Source organism: Serinibacter arcticus (assembly GCF_004786095.1).
Taxonomy (GTDB): domain Bacteria; phylum Actinomycetota; class Actinomycetes; order Actinomycetales; family Beutenbergiaceae; genus Litorihabitans; species Litorihabitans arcticus.
This window is the reverse complement of the sequence record NZ_RHPJ01000004.1, coordinates 227,216-249,094: the sequence shown is the minus strand read 5'-3', so window position 1 is coordinate 249,094 and position 21,879 is coordinate 227,216. Positions and strand designations below refer to the sequence as shown.

The 21,879-nt window shown below is 73.0% G+C and carries 20 protein-coding genes, 1 tRNA gene and 1 pseudogene; 12 read left to right on the top strand and 10 right to left on the bottom strand.

The window, feature by feature from the left end:
* Positions 1 to 144 precede the first annotated feature (144 nt).
* Entirely contained in the window at positions 145 to 588 is a 444-nt protein-coding gene (locus SERN_RS14025; RefSeq protein WP_233251723.1) for a DUF501 domain-containing protein, read from the top strand.
* Positions 589 to 622: 34 nt separating this feature from the next.
* Here SERN_RS14025 and dinB read toward each other — a convergent pair whose 3' ends face one another.
* Complete coding sequence (gene dinB, locus SERN_RS14020; protein WP_233251711.1) at positions 623 to 1,882, bottom strand: DNA polymerase IV; 1,260 nt, start codon at positions 1,880 to 1,882, stop codon at positions 623 to 625.
* An 85-nt stretch (positions 1,883 to 1,967) separates the two neighbouring features.
* Here dinB and SERN_RS14015 point away from each other — a divergent pair, with 85 nt between their 5' ends.
* Together SERN_RS14015 and SERN_RS14010 are read left to right on the top strand one after the other, a co-directional pair.
* Complete coding sequence (locus SERN_RS14015; protein ID WP_269846160.1) at positions 1,968 to 2,915, top strand: Ppx/GppA phosphatase family protein; 948 nt, start codon at positions 1,968 to 1,970, stop codon at positions 2,913 to 2,915.
* A 67-nt stretch (positions 2,916 to 2,982) separates the two neighbouring features.
* Entirely contained in the window at positions 2,983 to 3,483 is a 501-nt protein-coding gene (locus tag SERN_RS14010; protein ID WP_135850772.1) for an aminoacyl-tRNA deacylase, read from the top strand.
* Positions 3,484 to 3,525: 42 nt separating this feature from the next.
* Here the strand turns inward: SERN_RS14010 and SERN_RS14005 are convergent, their stop codons facing one another.
* Positions 3,526 to 3,798 (bottom strand): DUF3072 domain-containing protein, encoded by a 273-nt coding sequence (locus SERN_RS14005; RefSeq protein WP_135850771.1) that lies wholly within the window; start codon positions 3,796 to 3,798, stop codon positions 3,526 to 3,528.
* A 149-nt stretch (positions 3,799 to 3,947) separates the two neighbouring features.
* Between SERN_RS14005 and SERN_RS14000 the strand changes: the two genes are divergently transcribed.
* The 3 genes from SERN_RS14000 (at position 3,948) to SERN_RS13990 (ending at position 7,493) form a co-directional block, all read left to right on the top strand.
* The gene (locus SERN_RS14000; RefSeq protein ID WP_233251710.1) at positions 3,948 to 5,354 is read left to right on the top strand and encodes an NAD(P)/FAD-dependent oxidoreductase; all 1,407 of its coding nucleotides are present in this window, start codon (positions 3,948 to 3,950) and stop codon (positions 5,352 to 5,354) included.
* Between the two features lie 104 nt (positions 5,355 to 5,458).
* Positions 5,459 to 5,535 (top strand) — tRNA-Leu (locus tag SERN_RS13995).
* A gap of 68 nt (positions 5,536 to 5,603) precedes the next feature.
* Positions 5,604 to 7,493, top strand: a complete 1,890-nt coding sequence (locus SERN_RS13990; protein WP_233251709.1) for a bifunctional 3'-5' exonuclease/DNA polymerase — start codon at positions 5,604 to 5,606, stop codon at positions 7,491 to 7,493.
* Between the two features lie 71 nt (positions 7,494 to 7,564).
* On the opposite strand, the pseudogene SERN_RS15895 reads toward SERN_RS13990, so the two are convergent.
* The 5 genes and pseudogenes from SERN_RS15895 to SERN_RS13965 all read right to left on the bottom strand — a co-directional run.
* A pseudogene (locus SERN_RS15895) lies at positions 7,565 to 7,948 on the bottom strand (GNAT family N-acetyltransferase); the annotation flags it as partial.
* 75 nt (positions 7,949 to 8,023) lie between these two features.
* A complete protein-coding gene (locus SERN_RS13980) occupies positions 8,024 to 8,695 on the bottom strand; it encodes a response regulator (protein WP_135850769.1) in 672 nt (223 codons plus the stop codon).
* A complete protein-coding gene (locus tag SERN_RS13975) occupies positions 8,692 to 10,047 on the bottom strand; it encodes a sensor histidine kinase (RefSeq protein WP_135850768.1) in 1,356 nt (451 codons plus the stop codon). Before SERN_RS13975 ends, SERN_RS13980 begins: the two co-directional genes overlap by 4 nt.
* Positions 10,048 to 10,061: 14 nt before the next feature.
* Complete coding sequence (locus tag SERN_RS13970; protein WP_135850767.1) at positions 10,062 to 10,925, bottom strand: ABC transporter permease subunit; 864 nt, start codon at positions 10,923 to 10,925, stop codon at positions 10,062 to 10,064.
* The gene (locus SERN_RS13965) at positions 10,922 to 11,860 is read right to left on the bottom strand and encodes an ABC transporter ATP-binding protein (RefSeq protein WP_135850766.1); all 939 of its coding nucleotides are present in this window, start codon (positions 11,858 to 11,860) and stop codon (positions 10,922 to 10,924) included. Before SERN_RS13965 ends, SERN_RS13970 begins: the two co-directional genes overlap by 4 nt.
* A gap of 313 nt (positions 11,861 to 12,173) precedes the next feature.
* Here SERN_RS13965 and SERN_RS13960 point away from each other — a divergent pair, with 313 nt between their 5' ends.
* From SERN_RS13960 to SERN_RS13940, 5 genes are all read left to right on the top strand, one after another.
* The gene (locus tag SERN_RS13960) at positions 12,174 to 13,094 is read left to right on the top strand and encodes a Bax inhibitor-1/YccA family protein (protein ID WP_233251708.1); all 921 of its coding nucleotides are present in this window, start codon (positions 12,174 to 12,176) and stop codon (positions 13,092 to 13,094) included.
* A gap of 115 nt (positions 13,095 to 13,209) precedes the next feature.
* Positions 13,210 to 13,938: a YitT family protein gene (locus SERN_RS13955; protein WP_135850764.1), complete on the top strand. Its 729-nt coding sequence runs from the start codon at positions 13,210 to 13,212 to the stop codon at positions 13,936 to 13,938.
* A 9-nt stretch (positions 13,939 to 13,947) separates the two neighbouring features.
* A complete protein-coding gene (locus SERN_RS13950; RefSeq protein WP_135850763.1) occupies positions 13,948 to 14,919 on the top strand; it encodes an acetylxylan esterase in 972 nt (323 codons plus the stop codon).
* 53 nt (positions 14,920 to 14,972) lie between these two features.
* Positions 14,973 to 15,374 carry an FKBP-type peptidyl-prolyl cis-trans isomerase gene (locus SERN_RS13945; protein ID WP_135850762.1) on the top strand — a complete coding sequence of 134 codons (402 nt, stop codon included), beginning with the start codon at positions 14,973 to 14,975 and terminating at the stop codon, positions 15,372 to 15,374.
* Between the two features lie 15 nt (positions 15,375 to 15,389).
* Complete coding sequence (locus SERN_RS13940) at positions 15,390 to 16,454, top strand: PHP domain-containing protein (RefSeq protein WP_135850761.1); 1,065 nt, start codon at positions 15,390 to 15,392, stop codon at positions 16,452 to 16,454.
* Positions 16,455 to 16,491: 37 nt separating this feature from the next.
* On the opposite strand, the gene SERN_RS13935 is transcribed toward SERN_RS13940, so the two are convergent.
* Complete coding sequence (locus tag SERN_RS13935; protein WP_408640876.1) at positions 16,492 to 17,379, bottom strand: CPBP family glutamic-type intramembrane protease; 888 nt, start codon at positions 17,377 to 17,379, stop codon at positions 16,492 to 16,494.
* 250 nt (positions 17,380 to 17,629) lie between these two features.
* Here SERN_RS13935 and SERN_RS13930 point away from each other — a divergent pair, with 250 nt between their 5' ends.
* Complete coding sequence (locus tag SERN_RS13930; RefSeq protein ID WP_233251722.1) at positions 17,630 to 20,104, top strand: glycogen/starch/alpha-glucan phosphorylase; 2,475 nt, start codon at positions 17,630 to 17,632, stop codon at positions 20,102 to 20,104.
* Here the strand turns inward: SERN_RS13930 and SERN_RS13925 are convergent, their stop codons facing one another.
* Complete coding sequence (locus SERN_RS13925; RefSeq protein ID WP_135850760.1) at positions 20,105 to 20,848, bottom strand: esterase/lipase family protein; 744 nt, start codon at positions 20,846 to 20,848, stop codon at positions 20,105 to 20,107.
* Positions 20,845 to 21,816 carry an alpha/beta fold hydrolase gene (locus SERN_RS13920; protein ID WP_135850759.1) on the bottom strand — a complete coding sequence of 324 codons (972 nt, stop codon included), beginning with the start codon at positions 21,814 to 21,816 and terminating at the stop codon, positions 20,845 to 20,847. Before SERN_RS13920 ends, SERN_RS13925 begins: the two co-directional genes overlap by 4 nt.
* Between the last annotated feature and the right edge of the window lie 63 nt (positions 21,817 to 21,879).

Here is a 21,879-nt window from a genome sequence, read left to right as displayed (position 1 = left end):
ACCCCGGCGACGCCCGCGGTCCCGCGCGCCCATCGCGACATCCCCGGAGCCGACGGCCGCGGCGCCGTCCCGAGCGGGTCGACGTCGCCGCTCGCCTCGCTCCCGCCCGTCGACCCCGCCGATCTCGACGCCGTCGCCGGGCAGCTGGGTCGGGAGCCGCGCGGGGTCGTCGAGATCGCCGCCCGGTGCCGCTGCGGCCGCCCGACCGTCGTGCGCACCTCGCCGCGACTGCCCGACGGGGCGCCCTTTCCGACCTCCTACTACCTCACCCACCCCGGAGCTGTCTCGGCTGTCTCCACGCTGGAGGCCTCCGGTCTCATGACCGAGATGACGCAGCGGCTCGAGGACGACGAGGAGCTCGCCGCCGCCTACCGGGCCGCGCACGAGGACTACCTCGCCGCACGCGGAGAGCTCGGGGACGTGCCGGAGATCGCCGGGATCTCCGCCGGCGGGATGCCCGGTCGGGTCAAGTGCCTGCACGTGCTGGTGGGCCACAGCCTCGCGCGCGGCCGGGGCGTCAACCCGTTCGGCGACGAGGCCCTCGACCGCATGGCGTCCTCCTGGTCGCCCGACCGCTGCACCTGCTGACCCCGCCGACCCGGCCGATCCCGCCGACGCGGCGCTAGGGCTCCTCACCTCCCTCCGGCAGGAGCGGGGCGCTGAAGCCCTCGCCCGTGCTCAGGAGGCTCCCGCGCGTCAGCGCGCCCGATCCGAACCGCGCCCCGAGTCCGTCGACGGCGGCGTCCAGGAGCCTGGTGTCGCGCGCGCCGACGGCGATCGTCCGACCGGACCCGGCCGGGACCACGTCGAACGACAGCTCCGGCTGCTCGACGACGTCGGTCACCAGCCCCGTGAGAGCGACCCCGACGAGGGTGAGACCCCTGGCGCGCACGACGGCGGACGCCGATCCCAGGAGCCCCGTGGCGGCCTCGGCCAGCCGGGCCGTCGACGCCGTCGGCTGCATCAGCGTGTGGGATCGCGAGGCCTTGGTGTAGTCCCCGAACCGCAGCCGGACGACCACGGTGCTCGCGAGCTTGTCGGCGTCGCGCAGGCGGTGGGTGACGCGGTCGACGAGCCCGAGGAGCGCGGCGTGGACCTGCTCGGCCGGGTGCGGTCCCTGCCCGAGCGCACGCTGCGCGCCGATCGAGGCGCGGCGCGTGCCGAGGGTCAGCGCCGTCGTCGTCCGACCGTGGACGACGTTGTGCAGGTGCCTGCCCCCGGAGCCCCCGAGCAGCCCGACCAGGACGTGCTCCGGCAGGGCTGCGAGGTCGCCCGCGGTCTGCAGCCCGAAGGAGTTCAGCCGCGCCGCCGTCGCCTCGCCCACCCCCCACAGCCGCCGGACGGGGAGCGGGTGGAGGAACGCGTCCTCGCCGTCGGGCGGGACCTCGAGGAGACCGTCGGGCTTGGCCACCTGACTCGCGACCTTCGCCAGGAACGGCGTGCGAGCCACGCCCACGGTGATCGGCAGCCCGACCTCCTGCGCCACCTGGCGCCGCAGCCGGGCCGCGATCTCGACGGGGGAGCCGTCGATGCGGTGCAGGCCCGAGACGTCGAGGAACGCCTCGTCGATCGAGACGCCCTGCACCAGCGGCGTGGTGCGGCGGAAGATCTCGAAGACCGCGCGGCTCGCGGCCGTGTAGGCCGGGAAGTCGGGTGGGACGATCACGAGGCCGGGACACATCGCGCGCGCGGCCCTGCCCGACATCGGCGTGGTCACCCCGCGACGCTTGGCCTCGTAGCTCGCCGCGAGCACGACACCGCCGCCGACGGCGACCGGGCGGCCCCGCAGCCGCGGGGAGTCGCGCTGCGCCACCGAGGCGTAGAAGGAGTCGAGATCGGCGTGCAGGATGCTCGCGCGGTCGGACGTCGGCTCGGTGGACACGAACACACGTTCGCACACCCCGCCGACATCTCGGCACGGCGGGCGAGACGTGGCGATGTCGGCGCCCCGACGTAGGGTGTCGGTCGTGACTCGGGTAGCTGCCATCGACTGCGGGACCAACACCATCAGGCTGCTGGTGGCGGACGTGGAACCCGGCGTGGGCCGCACGGTCGAGATCGTGCGGGAGGGTCGCGTGACGCGGCTCGGGCGCAGCGTCGACCGCACGGGCGAGCTCGACGCCGAGGCGCTCGAGCTGACGCTCGCCGCGACGCGCGAGTTCGCCGCCACCATCGCCGAGCTGGGGGCGGAGCGCGTGCGCTTCGTGGCGACGTCGGCCACCCGCGACGCGCGCAACCGCGACGCCTTCGTCGCCGGCGTGCGCGAGGCGCTGGGCATCGATCCCGAGGTCGTCTCGGGTGTCGAGGAGGCGCGGCTGTCGTTCACGGGGGCCGTGAGCGTGATCGCGGACCGTCACCCCGGTCCCTACCTCGTGGTGGACCTCGGCGGCGGGTCGACCGAGCTGGTCCTCGGCGTCGACGAGCCCGAGGCGGCGATCTCCCTGGACATCGGCTCCGTCCGGCTCCACGAGCGCCACCTCCACACCGACCCGCCCACGCAGGCGGAGATCGACGCCGCGGCGATCGACGCGCGGGAGGCGCTCGAGCGTGCCGCCGCCGTCGTCCCGCTCGGGCGCACCGCCACGCTCATCGGCGTCGCGGGCACGATCACCACGACGACGGCGCACGCCATGCGGCTCCCGGCCTACGACCGCGCGGCGATCGACGGCGCCGCGCAGCCCACCGGCGTCGTGCTCGCCGCCGCGCAGGACCTGCTGGCGGCGACGCGCGAGGAGCGGGCGGCCATGCCCTACGTGCACCCGGGGCGCATCGACGTCATCGGCGCCGGCGCGCTCATCTGGTTCGAGGTCGTCTCCCGGGTGTTCTCCGAGGTGCAGGAGGCCGGGGGAGCGCTCCTGCAGGTCGTCACGAGCGAGCACGACATCCTCGACGGGATCGCGCTCGGTCTGCGCTGACCCGCCGCGACGGTCGGCCACGGTGATCCATCGGGTCGGCCTCGACCCGCCGGACTACCGTGGGCCCATGGCGGACGACACGATCGAGACCGACGGCGAACGCCGCGCCCGCGAGGCCGTCGAGGCACTGGGGATCCCGCACGAGATCCGACGGCACGGCCGGGTGTCCTCGCTCGCCGAGGCCGCTGCGGCCCGCGGTGTCGAACCCGGCAGCCTGATCAAGACGATGGTCGTGCGGCGCGGCGAGGGCGATTACCTGCTCGTCCTCGTGCCGGGGGACCGCACCATCTCGTGGCCCAAGCTCCGCACCCTGCTGGGCGTCAGCCGGCTCTCGATGCCGGACGCCGCGACCGCGAAGGCGGCGACGGGGTACGAGCGCGGCACGATCACCCCGCTCGGGTCGTCCACCGCGTGGCCCGTCGTCGCCGACGAGCGCGTCCGGGGACCGATCTCGCTCGGCGGCGGCGGGCACGGCGTCGGCATCTCGCTCGACGGCGACGCCCTCGTCGCCGCGATCGGCGCCACCCGGGCCGACGTCACGGAACCAGAACCGCCCCCGTCGAGGTGACGGGGGCGGTGCGGGTGTCGATCGGCGTGGCGGCAGGGGTGGTCAGGAACCCTGGCCGCGGCCCGTCTTCCCCTGGAGGCGGTCGATGTGCTCGGACGCCTCGGCCTTCGTGAGGTCGGCGGTGATCTCCTCGCCCGCCTCGCGGGCCAGGGTGTCGAGGTAGCTGCGCTGGGAGTCGGTCATCGGCTCGCCGCCGGTGGTCCAGTCGCTGGGATCCTTCTCCAGCGACGGGTTCTCGACGGGCTCGGACGAACCCAGCGTCTCGGTGGTCTCGGACGTGGTGGTCGTGGTCTCTGACTCGATGTTGTCGCTCATGCCACGACCGTACGCCCGGGCGCCGACATCCTCTCGAACTGGTTTTCGAGCGCTGCGGGCCGGGTGCGCGACGCCGTCGCGCACGGTTGTGGGGAGGGACACAAGCGCCGGCCTGTACCCGGGTTGTGAGGTCCCCCTAAAATCGAGGGGTGACTTCCTCGACGACAGGTACCAAGCGCGCCGCCAGCGGACGCAAGACGCCCCGCATCCTCATCCTGGGTGGTGGGTACGTCGGTCTCTACACGGCGATCCGGCTGCGCAAGCAGATGGGTCGGCGCGAGGTGGCCATCGTGGTCGTCGACCCGCGCTCGTACATGACCTACCAGCCCTTCCTCCCCGAGGCCGCGGCCGGCTCGATCGAGCCGCGCCACGTGGTGGCCCCGCACCGTCGCGAGCTCAAGGGCACCACGGTGATCAACGGCCGCGTCACCACGATCCAGCACGGCGAGCGCGCCGTCGAGGTCACGCCCGCCAACGGCGAGCCGTACTGGGTGCGCTACGACCACCTCGTGCTCGCCCTCGGCACCGTGGCCCGCACGCTCCCGATCCCGGGCCTCGCCGAGGTCGGCATGGGCTTCAAGTGGGTCGAGGAGGCGTTCGCGCTCCGCAACCAGGTGCTCGGCCTCATGGACCAGGCGTCCTCCACGTGGGACCCCGAGACGCGCAAGCGCATGCTGACCTTCACGTTCGTCGGCGGCGGCTTCGCCGGCATCGAGGCGCTCGGCGAGATCGAGGACATGGCCCGCGCCGCGACGCGCGACTTCGACTCCATCGAGCCCGACGACCTGCGCTTCGTGCTCGTCGAGGCGACCGCCCGCATCCTGCCCGAGCTCGGTGACGAGCTCGGCGGCTACGCGCTCGAGCAGCTGCGCAAGCGCGGCATCGAGATGAAGCTCTCGACCTTCCTCAACAGCTGCATCGACGGCCACGTCGTCCTGTCCACCGGTGAGGAGTTCGACTCGGACACCATCGTGTGGACCGCCGGTGTCAAGGCCAACCCGGTCCTCCAGTCCAGCGACCTCCCGCTGGACAAGATGGGCCGCGTCATCACCGACGCACACCTGCGCGTCATCGACGAGAACGGCGAGGTCGTCGCCGGTGCCTGGGCCGCGGGCGACTGCGCCGCGGTGCCCGACATCGCCCAGGGCGACGGCAAGTTCTGCGCCCCGACCGCTCAGCACGCCGTGCGTCAGTCCAAGCACCTCGGCGACAACATCGTGCACTTCCTCAGCGCCGAGCCGACCGTGGAGTACGTGCACGCGAACCTCGGCACGGTGGCCTCGCTCGGCCTCGGCAAGGGCGTCGCGCAGATCTTCGGCATCAAGCTCCGCGGCCCCGTCGCGTGGTTCATGCACCGCACCTACCACCTGTTCGCCATGCCGACGCTGAACCGCAAGGTCCGCATCATGCTGGACTGGACGACGGCGCTGCTCTTCCGTCGCGAGCCCGTCGCCCTCGGGGGCGTGACCACGCCGCGCGCGGAGTTCCTCGCCGCGTCGGGCGCCGCACCCAGCCGCGAGAACCTTCCCAAGCCGCCGGCGATCTCCGGCAGCTGACCCAGGCTCCGCACCCGCGTGCCACGACGGCGGGGCCCACCTCACGGTGGGCCCCGCCGTTCGTCGTCCTCGGTCCTCGCACCGGGCGCGGTTAGGCTCGTCCAGCCCCCGTAGCCCAACTGGCAGAGGCAGCTGGCTTAAACCCGGCACAGTGCGGGTTCGAGTCCCGTCGGGGGCACCACCGCACCGTGCGGAGGTGGCCGCGTCAGGTGTGACAGCGGTGTCGGTGGCCCGTGGCACCCTTGCGACGTGGCCCGCGACGTTCTCCTCCTCGAGCGCGACGGTGCCCTTCACCTGGTCACCCCGCTCGCGGCCGGCGGCGACGACGCCGCCCCCGCCGCGCCCCGCATCGTCGCGCGACCCGACCTCCCGGGCGTCGTCGCCGACCTCGAGGCCGAGCCCGAGGGCGTCCGCTGGGTCTGGGACTCCACGTTCCGCCACCACCCGGCCCTGATCGCCGCAGGCGTGCGGGTCTCGCGCTGCTGGGACCTGCGGCTGGCCCGATCGATCCTGCGGGGTTCGAGCGCGGTCCCGCCGGAGGTCAGGTCAGGGACGTGGCCCGACCGCGACCCCGCGTGGGACGACTGGGACGGCGACCTGGGGTCCGCCGCCGCCGTCTCGCCCCTGGAGGACCGGGGCGACACGCTCTTCGACACGGTCGGCGCCGTCGACACCGGTGACGGCGCCCGACCGCCGCACCGCGACGTCGTCGCCGAGCACGCCAGGCAGCTCCGCGCCCTGGCCGCGGTCACGGATCCCGAACGCCGTCACCGCCTCCGGCTCCTGCTGGCCGCGGAGTCCTCCGGCGCGCTGGCCGCCGTCGAGCTGCGCCACGACGGGCTCCCGTTCGCGCGGGCCGAGCACGAGGCCACGCTCGACCGGCTGCTAGGTCCGCGGCCGCGCCCCGGTGTCCGCCCGGCCACCCTCGAGCGCCTGGCCGGCGAGATCCGCACGATCCTGGACGCGCCTCGCCTCAACCCCGACTCCCAGCCGCACCTGCTGCGCGAGCTGCGCCGCAACGGTCTCGACGTCTCCTCCACCAGCAAGTGGGAGCTGCAGGGCAGCGACCACCCGGTCGTGGCGGTGCTGCTGGAGTACAAGGGCCTCGCGCGTCTCGCCTCGGCCAACGGCTGGCACTGGATGGACACGTGGGTCAGGGCGGACCGGTTCCGCTCGGACTACGTGCCCTCCGGCGTCGTGACGGGGCGCTGGTCCTCCCGCGGCGGCGGGGCGCTGTCCCTGCCCAAGGTGATCCGCTCCGCCGTCGTGGCCGATCCGGGCTGGTCGCTCGTGATCGTCGACGCCGCGCAGCTCGAACCCCGCATCCTCGCGGCGATGGCGGGGGACACCGCGCTGCTCGCCGCGGGGGCCCGGGGCGACCTCTACCAGGGGCTCGTGGACGCCGGCGCCGTGGACACCCGCGCGCACGCCAAGGTCGGGATGCTCGGGGCGCTGTACGGCTCGACGTCGGGCACCTCCGGGATGCTCGTGCCGCGGCTCGCCCGCGCCTACCCGCGCGCGCTCGGCCTCGTGGACGGCGCCGCGCGCACGGGCGAGGCCGGCGGTGTCGTGACCACGTGGCTGGGCCGCAGCTCGCCGCCGACCTCCGCGGCCTGGCGCGAGGCGCAGGGTGCGGCCTCGGGGATCGACGCGGGGGCGGCCGACGAGTCGCGCGCCCGGTCCCGGGCGCGCGAGTGGGGCAGGTTCACCCGCAACTTCGTGGTGCAGGGCACCGCGGCGGAGTGGGCGCTGTCCTGGATGGCGGGCGTGCGGCAGTCGCTGCGGCGCCTGCCGACGGGCGACGGCGCCCCCCACCTGGCGTTCTTCCTGCACGACGAGCTGGTCGTGCACACGCCCGACACCCTCGCCGTCCACGTGGTCGACGCCGTCGAGCGCGCCGCGGTCCAGGCGTCGGCGCTCCTGTTCCCGCACCTGCGCCCCCCGCCGACGGCAGACGGCCGTGAGCCCCGCCCGCTGGTGCCGCTCGACGTCGTGGTGGCGCGGACCTACGCCGAGTCGGTCGACGCGGGGGCGGACGCGGACGCCGAGGGTGCTGCCGACACCGAGGTCGGCGCGCTGGTCGACGAGGGGGTCGGCACCGCCGTCGCGCCGGTCCCCGGATCCGCGACCGGTTCGTGATCGAGCGCCACGACCATGGTGAGCGCGGTGGTCGAGGTGGTCGCGGCGTCGGGCAGGGCGACGAAGCCGGCCTGCTCGTACAGGTGCTGCGCCGGGTTGCCGCGCCCCACCGAGAGGCTGAGACGCCGCGCGCCGCCCTCGCGCGCCCGCACCAGCAGGGCGCCGAGCAGCGCGCGACCGATCCCCAGCCGCCGTCGACCCGGGATGATCGCCATCGCGAGCTCGGGCACTCCCGGCTCGACGAACCCGTAACCGGGTTCGGTGCTGGGGAAGTAGCGGATCCACGCGGCGCCGACGGGGATCTGGAGCCCGCGCGGACCGTCCAGGTCGAACGCGATCAGCCCGAGATCGCCCTGTCGCCCCCAGCCGTTGGCGTAGCGAGCGAGGCCAGGGCTGGTGAGCACGGCGCGCCTGGAGACGGCGTCGCCCTCCCAGTTCGCCGACTCGAGCACCATGTCGACGAGGAAGTCGCCGTCCGACGGCGTGATCTCGCGCACCCCGATGTGCGGCGTCCGGTCCATCCGTGCACGTTACCCGGGCCGGACGAGTCCGGTGGAGTAGGCCAGCACGACGGCCTGCACGCGGTCGCGCGACCCGGTCTTCGCCAGGACGTTGCCCACGTGCGTCTTGACGGTCGCCTCGGACACGACGAGCTGCGTGGCGATCTCGGTGTTGGACAGGCCGTGGCCGATGGCGGTGAGGACCTCGTGCTCGCGGGGCGTCAGGGTCGCCAGCGCCGGGTGCTCGGCCGGCCCCGCACCCTCGCCGACGCCCGACGGCAGTCGTTCGCCGAACAGCTCGAGCATCCGCCGGGTGATGCGCGGCGAGACCACGGCCTCGCCGCCCGCGACCACGCGGATCGCGTCGATGAGCTCGGCGGGGCGCGTGTCCTTGAGCAGGAAGCCGCTCGCGCCCGCGCGCAGTCCGGAGAAGGCGTACTCGTCCAGGTCGAACGTGGTCAGGATGAGCACGCGGGTCTCGGGGTGGGAGGCGGTGATGGCGGCCGTCGCGTCGATGCCGTTGCGGTGCGGCATGCGCACGTCCATGAGCACGACGTCGGGGCGCAGCGCCGCCACCATCTGCTCGGCGGCGACGCCGTCGGCCGCCTCGCCGACGACCTCGACGTCGTCGGCGGTCTCCAGCACCAGCCGGAAGCCCGTGCGCAGCAGGGCCTGGTCGTCGACGAGCAGCACGCGGATCACGCCTCATCCTCCCAGGGCAGGAGCGCCCTGACCCGCCAGCCCTGCGGCGTGGCGCCGGCCTCCAGAGTGCCGCCGAAGACCGCGACCCGCTCGCGCATCCCGATGAGACCGCGGCCGCTGCCGCCGCCCTGCGGGTGGTTGCCCGGGCCGGCGAGGTTGCTCACGTCGACGACGACGGCCGACGGGGTCCGGTCGAGCCCGACCGTGACGGCGGGGGAGAGCGGTGCGTAGCGCAGCACGTTCGTGAGCGCCTCCTGCACGATCCGGTAGACCGCCAGGCGGAGACCGGAATCGGCGGGCAGCGGGCCGCCGGCCCGGACGAGCTCGACGCGCAGCCCGGCGCCGCGGAACTGGGAGACCAGGTCGTCGACGCCCTGCGTGGGGCTCGGCTCGAGCGACGCCCCGAGGTTGTCGGTGCGCAGCACGCCCAGCACGCGTCGCATGTCGGCGAGCGCCGCCCGGCCGGTCTCGGAGACGTCCTGCATGGTCGAGCGGGCGCGCGTCGGGTCGCGCTCGGCGATGCCTGCCGCGCCGTCGGACAGCGTGATCATCACGGTGAGCGAGTGGGCGACGACGTCGTGGAGCTCCCGTGCGATGCGGTTGCGCTCGTCCACCACCGCGATCTGCTCGCGCTGGTCCCGTTCGAGCGCGAGGCGGTTGCCGCGATCGATGATGGAGGCGACGTGCTGGCGGCGGTTGTGGACGCTCGTGCCGATCGCTATCGCCACGAGGTTGAACATGACGACGACCGAGGCACCGGTGATCTGGTAGGTCAGCGCCGTGATCTCGACGCCGTCCTCGGCGCTGATCGTGACCGCGTCGAGCGCTGCGCCTCCCCAGACGACCGCGGCCACCACCACGAGGGTCGCGCCGCCGAAGGCCGGCCACGCACGGCGCGGACCACCGGAGGCGGCCACGGCGTAGACGCCGAACGCCACGGCGAGCTCCAGGCCGCTGGTGTTGTAGGTGACGACGGCGGCGATCACGGCGAGCACCGTGATGACGACGAGGGCGACGACGGGAGCGCGGCGGCGCCACCACAGCACCACCACGGTGGCGAGCGAGCAGACGATCGCGGTGACGAGCCGGGACGTGGTCAGTCGACCCCCCGGCGCGTCGACGCCGGCGAGGAGCAACGAGAAGATCGCGGGGACCCCGAACCACGCCATGACCAGGACGTCCATCACCACCGGGTGCCGGACGAAGAACGCGCGGACCGGGCCGAGGCGCCGCGCCGTCAGCTCGGTGAACTCCGGCGTGGGTTCGATCGGGGCCGCCGGGGCGTGGGGAGGCGCGCCGGACCCCGGCGGCACCTGGGGTGCGGCCGGGGTCCGGACGTCCTCGCTCGTCATGGGGAGAGTCCGGCTCAGACGTCGCGCTTCTTCACGAGCGTGAGCGCGATGCCGAGGACGACGGCGACGTAGCCGGCGAGGACGAGCCCACCGACCGTGGGCGACAGCGTCGACATGCCGGTGCTCATGGCCTCGCTGGCACCGGCGACCGTCATCAGGCGCTCACCGGCAACCCCCGGCAGGTACGTCATGACGTCGGTGGCCCAGTCCTGGCCAAAGCCGGAGAGGATCTGGAACACGAGCGGAAGCATCAGCAGCACCCCGAGCACCGCGGAGATCGCACCGGCCGAGTTGCGCACGATCGCACCGATGCCGAACGAGAGCAGCGCGATCAGGGCGAGGTAGGCGCCCGTACCGGCGATGACGCGCCAGGTCTCGCCCTCGCCCAAGGACACCCCGGCGCCGTCGGGAAGCAGCGGCAGCGTGACCAGGTAGGACAGCAGCGTGCCGAGGATGCCGGTGACGAACACGACGACGCCGATCACGGTCGCCTTGGCGGCGACGACGTCGAGACGACGGGGCGCGGCCGCCATCGTGGAGCGAATCATCCCGGTGGAGTACTCGCCCGAGATGGCGAGCGCTCCGAGCACGGCCACGGTGATCTGACCGATGAAGTAGCCGAACGTGATCGCCGAGGCGCCGATGCCGTCCAGGGGGATGCCCGTGTCCGAGGCGAACGCGGAGGCCGACGCGGCGAAGATCACCGAGACACCGACCATCCCGAGGAGGGTCAGGCCGAGCGTCCAGCCCGTGGAGCGCAGGGTGACGAGCTTGATCCACTCCGAGCGCAGCAGGTGGAGGAAGGTGACGCGTCCGCGAGCGGCGGGTGCCGGCGTCGCGACCTTCGCGGAGGGGTTCGTGGCGGTGGTGGTGCTCATGCTGCGGCTCCGTCCTGGGTGGCGGACTCGGTGCCGCCGGAGTGGTACTCGACCTCGCCGGCGGTGAGGGTCATGAAGGCCTCCTCGAGGGAGGCGCGGACCGGGGTGAGCTCGTGGAGCGCGACCCCGTTCCGGGCGGCGGTCTCGCCGATGGTCGCGGCGTCGAGCCCACGCACCGTGATGACGCCGGGCTCGGCGGCGGTGATGCTGACACCGGCGCCCGCGAGCAGCTCGGCGAGCTGCGAGGCGCCGGGGGAGCGGACCGTGACCGAGGTGCCGGAGGTGGCGTCGATGACGTCCTGCACCGGGCCGCTCGTGATGATGGAGCCCCGGCCGATCACGATGAGGTGGTCGGCGGTGATCGCCATCTCGCTCATGAGGTGCGAGGACAGGAAGACGGTGCGACCGTCGTCGGCCAGGTAGCGCACCATCGTGCGCACCCACTTCACGCCCTCCGGGTCGAGGCCGTTGACCGGCTCGTCGAGGATGAGGGTGCGGGGGTCGCCGAGCATCGCGGCGGCGATGCCGAGCCGCTGGCCCATGCCGAGCGAGAAGCCGCCGACCCGCTTGCTCGCGACGGCGCCGAGGCCGGTCATCTCGACGACCTCGTCGACCCGCGTGTCACCCATGCCGTGGGTGGCGGCGAGGGCGCGCAGGTGGTTGCGGGCGCTGCGGCCGGTGTGGACGGCCTTGGCCTCCAGGAGCGCGCCGACCTCGTGGAGCGGCGCGGCGTGGTCCGCATAGGACTTGCCGTTGACGGTGACGCGGCCGGAGGTCGGGGCGTCGAGCCCGACGATCATGCGCATCGTGGTGGACTTGCCGGCCCCGTTCGGGCCGAGGAACCCGGTCACGGTGCCGGGCTCGACGCGGAACGAGATGCCGTTGACGGCGACCTTCGCCCCGTACCGCTTGCTGAGGTTCTCCGCCTCGATCATCGGGTGGTCTCCTTCTCGGTGTGGTCCGCCGCGTCGGCGACGAGTGCTGGACCGGTCTTGCCTCGACGCTACGGGGACCGGGTGCTCGGCGCCGCAGCCGACGGGCGGAACTTCGACGCGCCGCTCTCACCCGCAGGGATGAGACGTTCCCTCACGGGAGGGAGGCCTACCACCTCCGGACCCTGAGCTTCCGTCCCGACGGCGGGGCCCGGCTGTTCTCGCGGCCCCACCTCTGGGAACATGGCACCCATCTGGAGCGTTCTACCTGATGTCTCCAGCATTCCGTCTCTGCCCACATCCGAGGAGCGCTCGCGTGAGCAACCCGTACTTCAGCAACGACCCCTACTTCGGGGAGAGTGAGAAGGCGCGCAAGCAGCGCGCCTCGCTCGGCGTCCCCGCGGTCCCGCAGGCCGGCCAGCAGCAGGGCTACGGCCAGGCGAACGCGTACGGCCAGCAGTCCTACGGCACGCCGTCGGGCACGCAGACGCTGCCGCCCGTCCCCGGGGCCGACCAGCTCGAGAACTCCTACCGGATGCCCGCGGCCTCGGCCGCGCAGACCGGTCGGCTGACCTACGACGACGTCATCATGAAGACCGGCCTCGTGCTCGGCACCATCGTGCTGTTCGGCGCCTTCTCCTGGTGGGCGCCTGCCGCGCTCGGGATGCCCGGCCTCCAGGTCGGCCTGATGATCATCGGCCTCATCGGTGGCCTGGTCCTCGGGCTCGTCAACTCCTTCAAGCGCGAGCCGTCGCCCGCGCTGATCCTCGCCTACGGCGCCTTCCAGGGCCTGTTCATGGGTGCGATCAGCAGCGTCTTCGAGGCCCGCTACCCCGGCATCGTCGTCCAGGCCGTCCTGGCCACCGTCGCGACGTTCACCGCCGTCCTGCTGCTCTTCAAGAGCGGCAAGGTCCGCAACACGCCCAAGTTCCAGCGCATCGTGATGGTGTCGCTGGTGGGCTACATGATCTTCTCGCTGGTGAACCTGGTCCTGATGTTCACGGGTGTGCTCGACGGCTGGGGTCTGCGTCAGGGTCCGCTCGGCATCCTCATCGGCGTCGCGGCCGTCATCCTCGCCTCCGCCACGCTCGTCATCGACTTCGACGGCATCCAGAAGGGCGTCATGCGCGGCGCCCCCGCGCGCTACGCCTGGTCGGCGGCCTTCGGCCTCGCGGTCACGCTGGTGTGGATGTACCTCGAGTTCCTGCGTCTCCTCGCCATCCTGCGCGGCGACTGACGCACCTCGCCCCCCGGGGCGACAGCACGACAGATCGACGACGGCCGGTCCCCTCGGGGGCCGGCCGTCGTCGTTCCGACCCGCGCCGGACACACGGGGGTGCGAGGCTGGAGCCATGCCCACCGCATCCTCCGACCCGGTCACCACCCCCGACCCGGTCGACCTCCCCACCGATCCGACCGATCCCGGCGCCCCCACCCCCCGCGCCGCGACCTCGCCCTACGCCGAGGCCGGCGTCGTGCTGCGCCACAGCGTGGTCGAGGACGTCTTCGGGATCCTGACGGGCGCGTTCATCGCCTCGCTCGGCCTCAACCTGCTGCAGGCCGTCGACGCCGTGACCGGCGGGACGGCCGGGCTCGCGCTCCTGCTGAGCTACGCGCTCCCGATCCCGTTCGGGGTGCTGTTCTTCGCCGTCAACATCCCCTTCTTCCTGCTCGCCCTGCGGGCCAAGGGCTGGGGGTTCACGGCCCGCAGCGCGACGGCCGTGGCGCTCGCGGCCGTGCTCGCCTCGCTCCACCCGTTCGCGGGCCTGGCCGACACGATCGGCCTCGCGCTGCACCCCGTCTACGCGATCCTCACGGGCAACCTCCTCGCCGGCGTCGGACTGCTGATGCTGTTCCGCCACCGCGCCAGCCTGGGCGGGTTCAACATCCTCGCGCTCACGCTGCAGGAGCGGCTCGGCTGGAGCGCCGGCTACGTGCAGATGGGGCTCGACGTCGCCGTCGTCCTGCTCGCCCTGACGGTCGTCGCGCCGCAGACGGTCCTGCTGTCGGCGGCGGGCGCCGTCGTCCTCAGCCTGGTCCTGGTGCTGAACCACAAGCCGGGGCGCTACCTCGGCACCTAGGGTTGTCGCGTGGCCCACTTCGACCTTCCCGAGGACCAGCTCGCGCGCTACCGGCCGGAGCTCGACGTCCCGGACGACCTCGAGGAGTTCTGGTCGAGCACGCTGGCCGAGGCGCGCGGGTTCGACGTCGACGTCGAGCTGACGCTCGTGGACACCGGCCTGCGCGCCGTCGACGCCTACGACGTGACCTTCTCCGGCTTCGGCGGCCACCGCATCAAGGGCTGGTACGTGCGGCCCGTCGGTGACGACGTCGTCCCCGCCGTCGTCGAGTACGTCGGCTACGGCGGCGGTCGCGGGCTGCCGCACGAGCGCCTCGCGTGGGCCGCGGCCGGCTGGGGCCACCTCGTGATGGACAACCGCGGTCAGGGCTCGACGTGGGGCACGGGCGGGTCGACGCCGGATCCTGCCCCCGCCGGCCGGGGCGTCGGGGGGTTCATGACGCGCGGCATCGACGACCCCCACGACCACTTCTACCGCCGGCTGTTCACGGACGGCGTGCGCGCCGTCGACGCCGTGCGAACGGTCGCCGGCGTCGATCCGGAGCGTGTCGCCGTCCTCGGCGGTTCGCAGGGCGGGGCGACGGCGCTCGCCGTCGCGGGGCTCGTCCCCGGACTGCTCGCGGCGATGCCCGACGTGCCGTTCATGAGCCACCTGGCCCGCGCCGTCGTCCTGACCGACGCCTACCCCTACCGCGAGGTCGCCGACCACCTCCGCACCCACCGCGGGGCGGAGGCTCGCGTGATGCGCACGCTGTCCTACCTCGACGTCGCCACGCTGGGTCGCACGGCCAGCGCGCCCGGGCTGTTCTCGGCCGCGCTGATGGACCTCACGTGCCCGCCGTCGACGGTGTTCGCGGCGTTCAACCACTACGGGCACCCGGCCGGCAGCGAGATCGACGTCTACCGGTTCAACGGGCACGAGGGCGGGGAGCAGCTGCGCTGGGCGCGCCAGCGCGCGTTCCTGGCCGACCTGCTGCGCTGAGGGCCGTGCGAACTAGGGTGGAGCGGCAACCGTTCCCGCCCGAAAGGCACACCATGTCCCACCTTCCCTCCGCCTCCGGCACCTTCGGCGACAAGCCCGTCCTCGAGTTCCCCGAGAACGCCGCGCCGCAGGAGCTCGCCGTCGTCGTCCTGGAGCAGGGCACGGGCGAGGAGGTCCAGGCCGGCCAGTCCATCGACGTGAACTACTACGGTCAGGTCTGGAACGGCGCGATGTTCGACAACTCCTACGACCGCGGCTCCTCGATCCAGTTCCCGATCGGCGTCGGCGCGGTCATCGCCGGCTGGGACGACGCGCTCGTCGGCAAGCAGATCGGCTCCCGCGTGCTGGTCTCCATCCCGCCGCACCTGGGCTACGGCGACCGCGGCATGCCCGCGGCCGGCATCGGCGGCACGGACACGCTCGTGTTCGTCGTCGACATCCTCGGCGCCCGCTGAGACCCGAGCACGACCATGAGTGACGACCCGGGCCGCTCGGCGGTCGAGGCGCTGCGAGAGATCGCCTTCTGGCGCGAGCGCGCCCGGGTCGACACCCACCGCGTCAAGGCGTACCGCAGGGCCGCCGACGCCGTCGAGGCGCTCCCGGCCGACCGGGTCGCCGACCTCGGCACGAGCCAGGCCGCCTGGACCCGCATCCCGGACATCGGCGCCTCGACCGCCAAGGCCATCGTCGCCGCCGTCGGCGGCGGCGTGCCCGACGCGCTGGCCAAGGCCAGGGCGGAGGCCACCCCCACGCTGAGCCCGGACGACGAGGCCGGCGCCGCGCTCTTCGCGCACGCGCGCGGCGACCTCCACACCCACACGATCGCGTCCGACGGCGGCAGCCCCCTGGCGGAGATGGTGCGCACCGCCGCACGGCTCGGTCGCGAGTACGTCGCGATCACGGACCACTCGCCGCGGCTGCGCGTCGCGAACGGGCTCAGCCCCGAACGTCTCCGCGCCCAGATCGAGGAGATCGCGGACCTCAACGCGGCGCTGACCGACGAGGGTGTCGGCATCCGCGTCCTGACCGCGATCGAGGTGGACATCCTCGACGACGGCGGGCTCGACCAGGAGCCCGACCTGCTGGAGCAGCTGGACGTCGTCGTCGGCTCGGTGCACTCCGAGCTGCGCATGGAGTCCGCCGCGATGACGCGGCGGATGGTGCGCGCCGTCGCCAACCCCCACCTGGACGTCCTCGGGCACTGCACCGGACGCCTGGTCGAGGGGGCGCGGGGCACGCGGCCGCCGTCGCAGTTCGACGCCGAGATCGTCTTCGAGGCGTGCCGCGAGTACGGCACGGCCGTGGAGATCAACGCCCGTCCCGAGCGCCGCGACCCGCCGGAGGACCTCATCGACCTGGCGCTCGAGGCCGAGTGCCTGTTCTCGATCGACTCCGACTCGCACGCACCGGGTCAGCTCGACTGGCTCGCGCTGGGCTACTCGCGCGCCGCGGCACGCGGGGTGCCCGCCGAGAGGATCATCACGACCTGGGAGCTGGAGCGGCTGCTGCACTGGACGCGCACGCGCGAGGTCTGACGCCCCGCCGTCGTGGGCGAGAAGCCGCGACCCGCGCCTACCAGGGCGCGGTGACGAAGATGTCGAACAGGTGCGGGTTGTGCGCGTGCACGAGCACCATGAACACGACGGCGTCGAACAGCAGGTGCACCGTGACCACGTAGGTCAGCGACTTCGTCAGCGCGAACGTCCAGCCCTGGATGAGCGCGAACGGGATCGTCAGGAGCGGCCCCCACGAGCGGTAGCCCAGCTCCCACAGGAACGACACGAACACGACCGCCTGCATGAGGTTGGCGAGCCACAGCGGCACGTGCCGGCGGTAGAGCGCGAACACGATGCAGACGAAGAACAGCTCGTCCCAGATGCCGACGGCGTTGACCCCGAAGAACAGCCGACCGATCTCGCCCGCCGAGGTGATCTCGGGCCAGTTCTGGTACGCCCCGGAACCGAGGAAGTAGGCGGGCAGGATCAGGTACCCGGCCACGACCACGAAGATCAGGTAGAGCCACGCTGCCCGCGACCAGGGCTGCCCCGTGCGCAGGGGGAAGACGACGGCGTCGCGCGCCACGTACCGGCGCGCCAGCAGCGCGGGTGCCAGCACCGCGAATCCGAGCACGACGGCGAACCGTGCGATGCCCGCGTTGCTCAGGTCCGCGGCGAGCGAGATCGAGGACAGGGCGACGAGCGCGAGCGCCACGATCGCGAGCGTGCGGGCCAGCACGCGGTCCACGACGACGGCCAGGAGGACCCCGGCGACCAGCACGGCGTAGCCGATCGGCCGCTCGAGGAGCACGAGCAGGACGACGGCGCTCGCGCTCACGAGGCCCATCGCGACGACGCCCCACGGGCCCGTGGGGGTGACCGGGGTGCCGGCGGACGCGAGGGTGAACGGGTGACGGCGACGGAGGCTCCCGCCGGCCGCGAGGTCGGGGGCGAGAGGGCTCATGCCCCCAGTCTGCCCGGTCATCCCGACCCGACCGCGAGGTGACCTGCGTCACACCTGGACGGAAATCGACTGCAAGTTTTGCTGCAAGCCCCAACGAAAACGTGACCTGCCCCACATCTCGCGGGCTGGTGGGCCAGGTGCCAAGGCCCTCGAGACTCGCTACGGTGACTGCGTGTCCGAGACCAGCAGCCCCGTGTCCGAGAGCGCCCCCGTGACCGGGGCCGCCCCGACCCCCGCCAGCACCGGCCTCGTGGCCACCCACCCGCTCGCGCTCGCGACCGTGAACTCGCCGCCGGCGTCGGTGGACGGGTTCGTCCGCGAGTTCCTGCGCGAGCTGAACTTCGGTCAGGGCGTCTCGCTCCAGGGGTCCACGGTCAACGACCAGTACCTCGCCCTCGCGCGCACCGTGCGCCACTACCTGATGGCCCGCTGGTCGGAGACGCTGCGCCGTCAGCGCGAGACCCAGGCCAAGGGCGTCGCCTACCTCTCGGCGGAGTACCTGCTGGGACGGCAGCTCGGCAACGCGCTGCTGGCCACGGACCTCACCGACATCGTCGGCGAGGGCCTCGCGCAGTGCGGGATCGACCTCGCCGACCTCCGCGCGCAGGAGGTCGAGCCCGGTCTCGGCAACGGTGGCCTCGGACGCCTGGCCGCGTGCTTCATCGACTCGCTCGCCACGATGAGCGTGCCGTGCATCGGCTACGGCATCCGCTACGAGTACGGCATCTTCCGCCAGACGTTCGTGGAGGGCCGCCAGGTCGAGCAGCCCGACTCCTGGCTCGCGCTCGGCGCCCCGTGGGAGTTCCCGCACCCCGAGAACGCGCGCCTCATCTCGTTCGGCGGCTCGGTCGAGACGACCACCGACGAGGCCGGCGTCGAGCGCCGTCGCTGGATCCCGGCCTGGGACGTCAACGCGGTGCCCTACAACTACATGGTCCCCGGCTACCAGAACGGCCGCGTCAACACCCTGCGCCTCTGGCGGGCCCAGGCCACCGACGCGTTCGACCTGAAGATCTTCAACTCGGGCGACTACGAGGAGGCCGTGCGCGCGCAGACGTTCGCGGAGAACATCTCCAAGGTGCTGTACCCCGAGGACTCCACGCCCCAGGGCAAGGAGCTGCGGCTGCAGCAGCAGTACTTCTTCGTGGCCGCGTCGATCGGTGACTTCCTCGACCAGCAGCTCCCCGAGGACTTCGACCTCACCAAGCTGCCCGAGCGGATCATCTTCCAGCTCAACGACACCCACCCCGTGATCGGGGTGCCCGAGCTCATGCGCGTGCTCGTGGACGAGCGGGGCCTGGAGTGGGACGCCGCGTGGGCGATCACCCAGAAGTGCTTCGCCTACACCTGCCACACGCTCCTGCCGGAGGCGCTCGAGGTCTGGTCGGTCGACCTGCTCGGCAAGCTGCTCCCGCGCCACCTCGAGATCATCTACCGCATCAACGACGACTTCCTCGCCGAGGTCCGCGAGCGGTTCGGCGACGACGAGCTGCGCATCCGCCGCATGTCGATCATCGCCGAGCACCCCGAGCGCTCCGTCCGGATGGCCTACCTGGCCACGGTCGCCGGCTCGAAGGTGAACGGCGTCGCCGCCCTGCACAGCCAGCTGCTGCGCGACAAGGTGCTGCCCGACTTCGACGAGTTCTACCCGGGCAAGTTCACCAACGTCACCAACGGCATCACGCCGCGCCGGTTCCTGCGCCTGGCCAACCCCGCCCTGTCCGAGCTCATCACCGATGCGATCGGCGTCGGCTGGCTCACGGACCTGGAGCGGCTGCGTGGGCTGGAGTCCTACGCCGAGGACGAGGAGTTCCGCGAGCGCTTCCGCGACGTCAAGGCCGCCAACAAGCGTCGCCTCGACGCCGTGCTGCGCGAGCGCGACGGCTTCACGGTGCACGACGACCACCTGCTCGACGTCATGGTCAAGCGCCTGCACGAGTACAAGCGCCAGTCGCTCAAGCTCCTGCACATCGTCACGACCTACGACAGGATCATCTCCGGCGAGGTCGCCGCGGCCGACGTCACGCCGCGCACGTTCATCTTCGGGGCCAAGGCAGCGCCGGGCTACAAGATGGCGAAGGAGATCATCCACCTCATCAACGCGGTCGGCTCGGTCGTCAACGCCGACCCGCGCGTCGAGGACCGTCTCAAGGTGATCTTCCCGCCCAACTACAACGTGACGCTGGCGGAGAAGGTCATCCCGGCCGCCGACCTGTCCGAGCAGATCTCGCTCGCCGGCAAGGAGGCCTCCGGCACGGGCAACATGAAGTTCGCCCTCAACGGGGCGCTCACGATCGGGACCGACGACGGCGCGAACGTCGAGATCCGCGAGCTCGTCGGCAACGACAACTTCTTCCTGTTCGGGATGCTCGAGCCCCAGGTCGAGGAGCTGCAGACCCGCGGCTACGTCCCGAGCTCGTTCTACGAGGCGGACGCCGGCCTGCGCCGTGCGATCGACCTCATCTCCTCCGGGGCGTTCTCGGGCGGGGACCGGTCGGTGTTCGAGCCCGTCGTGTCGAACCTGCTCTACGAGGACCGCTTCATGGTGCTCGCGGACTACGCCGCCTACATCGAGGCCCAGGCCAGGGTCGACGCGGCCTACTCCGACGTCGAGGGCTGGACGCGGTCCGCCATCCTGAACGTGGCGCGCTCGGGCTTCTTCTCCTCCGACCGCTCGATGCGCGACTACATCGAGCGCATCTGGGGCACGCCGCCCTCGATCTGATCAGGCGGTCGGGGGCCGCCCGGTGGCCGGCGGCGCCCCGTCCGGTCGGGCGTCCTCGAAGCGCGTGACGGCGTCGCGCACCGTGCGTCGCACGTCCGGGTGGTCCACGACCCTGAAGTGGCCCACCGTGTCGACCACGACGTTCGTGGCGCCCGCCAGCTCGCTGCCCCCGGGGATGTGGGGGTCGAAGCTCGCGTAGACCGACACGATCCGGGCGTCGACGCCGCGGCTGCGGCCCAGCGACCCGACGTGGGGGTCGCGGTCGCTGAGGATCCGGACGCCGGGGTCGGGGAACCAGCGCGCGTACCTCGACCCGGCGAACGGCGTCGCGATCGCGACCATCCCCAGCACGCGCGGGCCGAGCGGGCCGATCATCAGGGCCTTGCCGATGAGGCCGCCCTTGGAGTGCGCCACGACGACGAGCTCCCGCGTGCCCGTGCGGCGCAGCTGCCTCGCCACGATCCGGGCGGAGGCGCGCAACGCCCCGAGGTTGTTCCCGAGCCCCGGCGCGACGAGGACGGGGTGACCGCGACGGTTGAGGTCGCGCGCCACGCCCGCGAGGGAGTGCCACGGCTCGTAGATGCCCGGCAGCAGCAGGATCGGCACGCGGTCGCCCCGGGCGAACTCCCGCGGCGGGTGGGGGCGCAGCCGGGCACCGAGCTGGATGCCGAGGATGTACCGGTAGTCGTCGAGCCACCCGAACGCGCGCCGCACGAGGCGCGACGACCGTCGCGCGAGGGTCATGCGTCCGAGCGATCCCCGGTGCGCGTCTCGCCGGGCGCGATCCCGATCTCCTCGTCGATGACCTGGTCGACCGCCTCGGCCTCCTCGACCGTGCCCACCGCGAGCCCGTCGGGGTCGGCGACGGGCTCGCGCCCGTCGACGTGGGCGCCGTCGACGTCCTCGCCCTCGGCGTGCGCCAGGACCAGGGCCGCGGTCTCGGCGTAGTGCGCGTAGACGACGGCGTGCGAGGCGCCGGCGATCTCGGCGTAGGAGGCGTCGGGGCAGGCCTCGACGAGCTCGTGCGCCCACGCCTGCGGGGCGACGCCGTCCCACGTGCCGCGCAGCACCAGCGTGCGCGCGCGCAGGCGGGTGATCCGCTCCTCGATCGGGTAGTCCAGGAGCGCCGGCAGCACGCGCATCATCCAGTGCGGGCCGCAGCGCAGGTAGCCCGCGACGGCGGCGCGGCGGGTGCCGAAGGACTCGTGCAGCGAGCTCTGGGCCAGGCGGAAGGCCTGCCACCACGGGCTGCGCTCGGACGCGTTGACGGGCGGACCGACCAGCACGGCCCTGGACGAGAGGTCCCGGTGGCGGGCGAGCGTCTCGACGACGACCTGGGCACCCATCGAGTGCCCCACCAGGATCGGGTCGATCAGGCCCTCGCGGCGGACCCAGGAGGCCACGACGTCGGCGAACCCGCCGATGCCGAGCGGTTGTCCGGCGTGCGGGACGCCGTCGAACCCCGGCAGGTCCAGGAGGTAGACGACGCCGGAGCGCGCCAGCCGGGCCGCGAGGGGCTCGAAGTAGTACGAGGAGACGCCGAGCCCGTGCAGCAGGACGAAGGTGCGCAGCGGCTGGGTGGGGGTGGCCTCGGGGTCGTCCGCGTCGACGCTCAGGCGCCAGACGCGCAGGTACTCGCCGTCGACGCGCAGCCGTTGGATGCGGACGTTGAGTCCGTTGGGGGCGAGCTTCGCCCGATCGAGTCGTGCCACCCGCCCGAGGTTACCGGCGGTGGGGCGGGGTCGCCCGCCCCACCGCCGGCCGCGGCGCCGCCG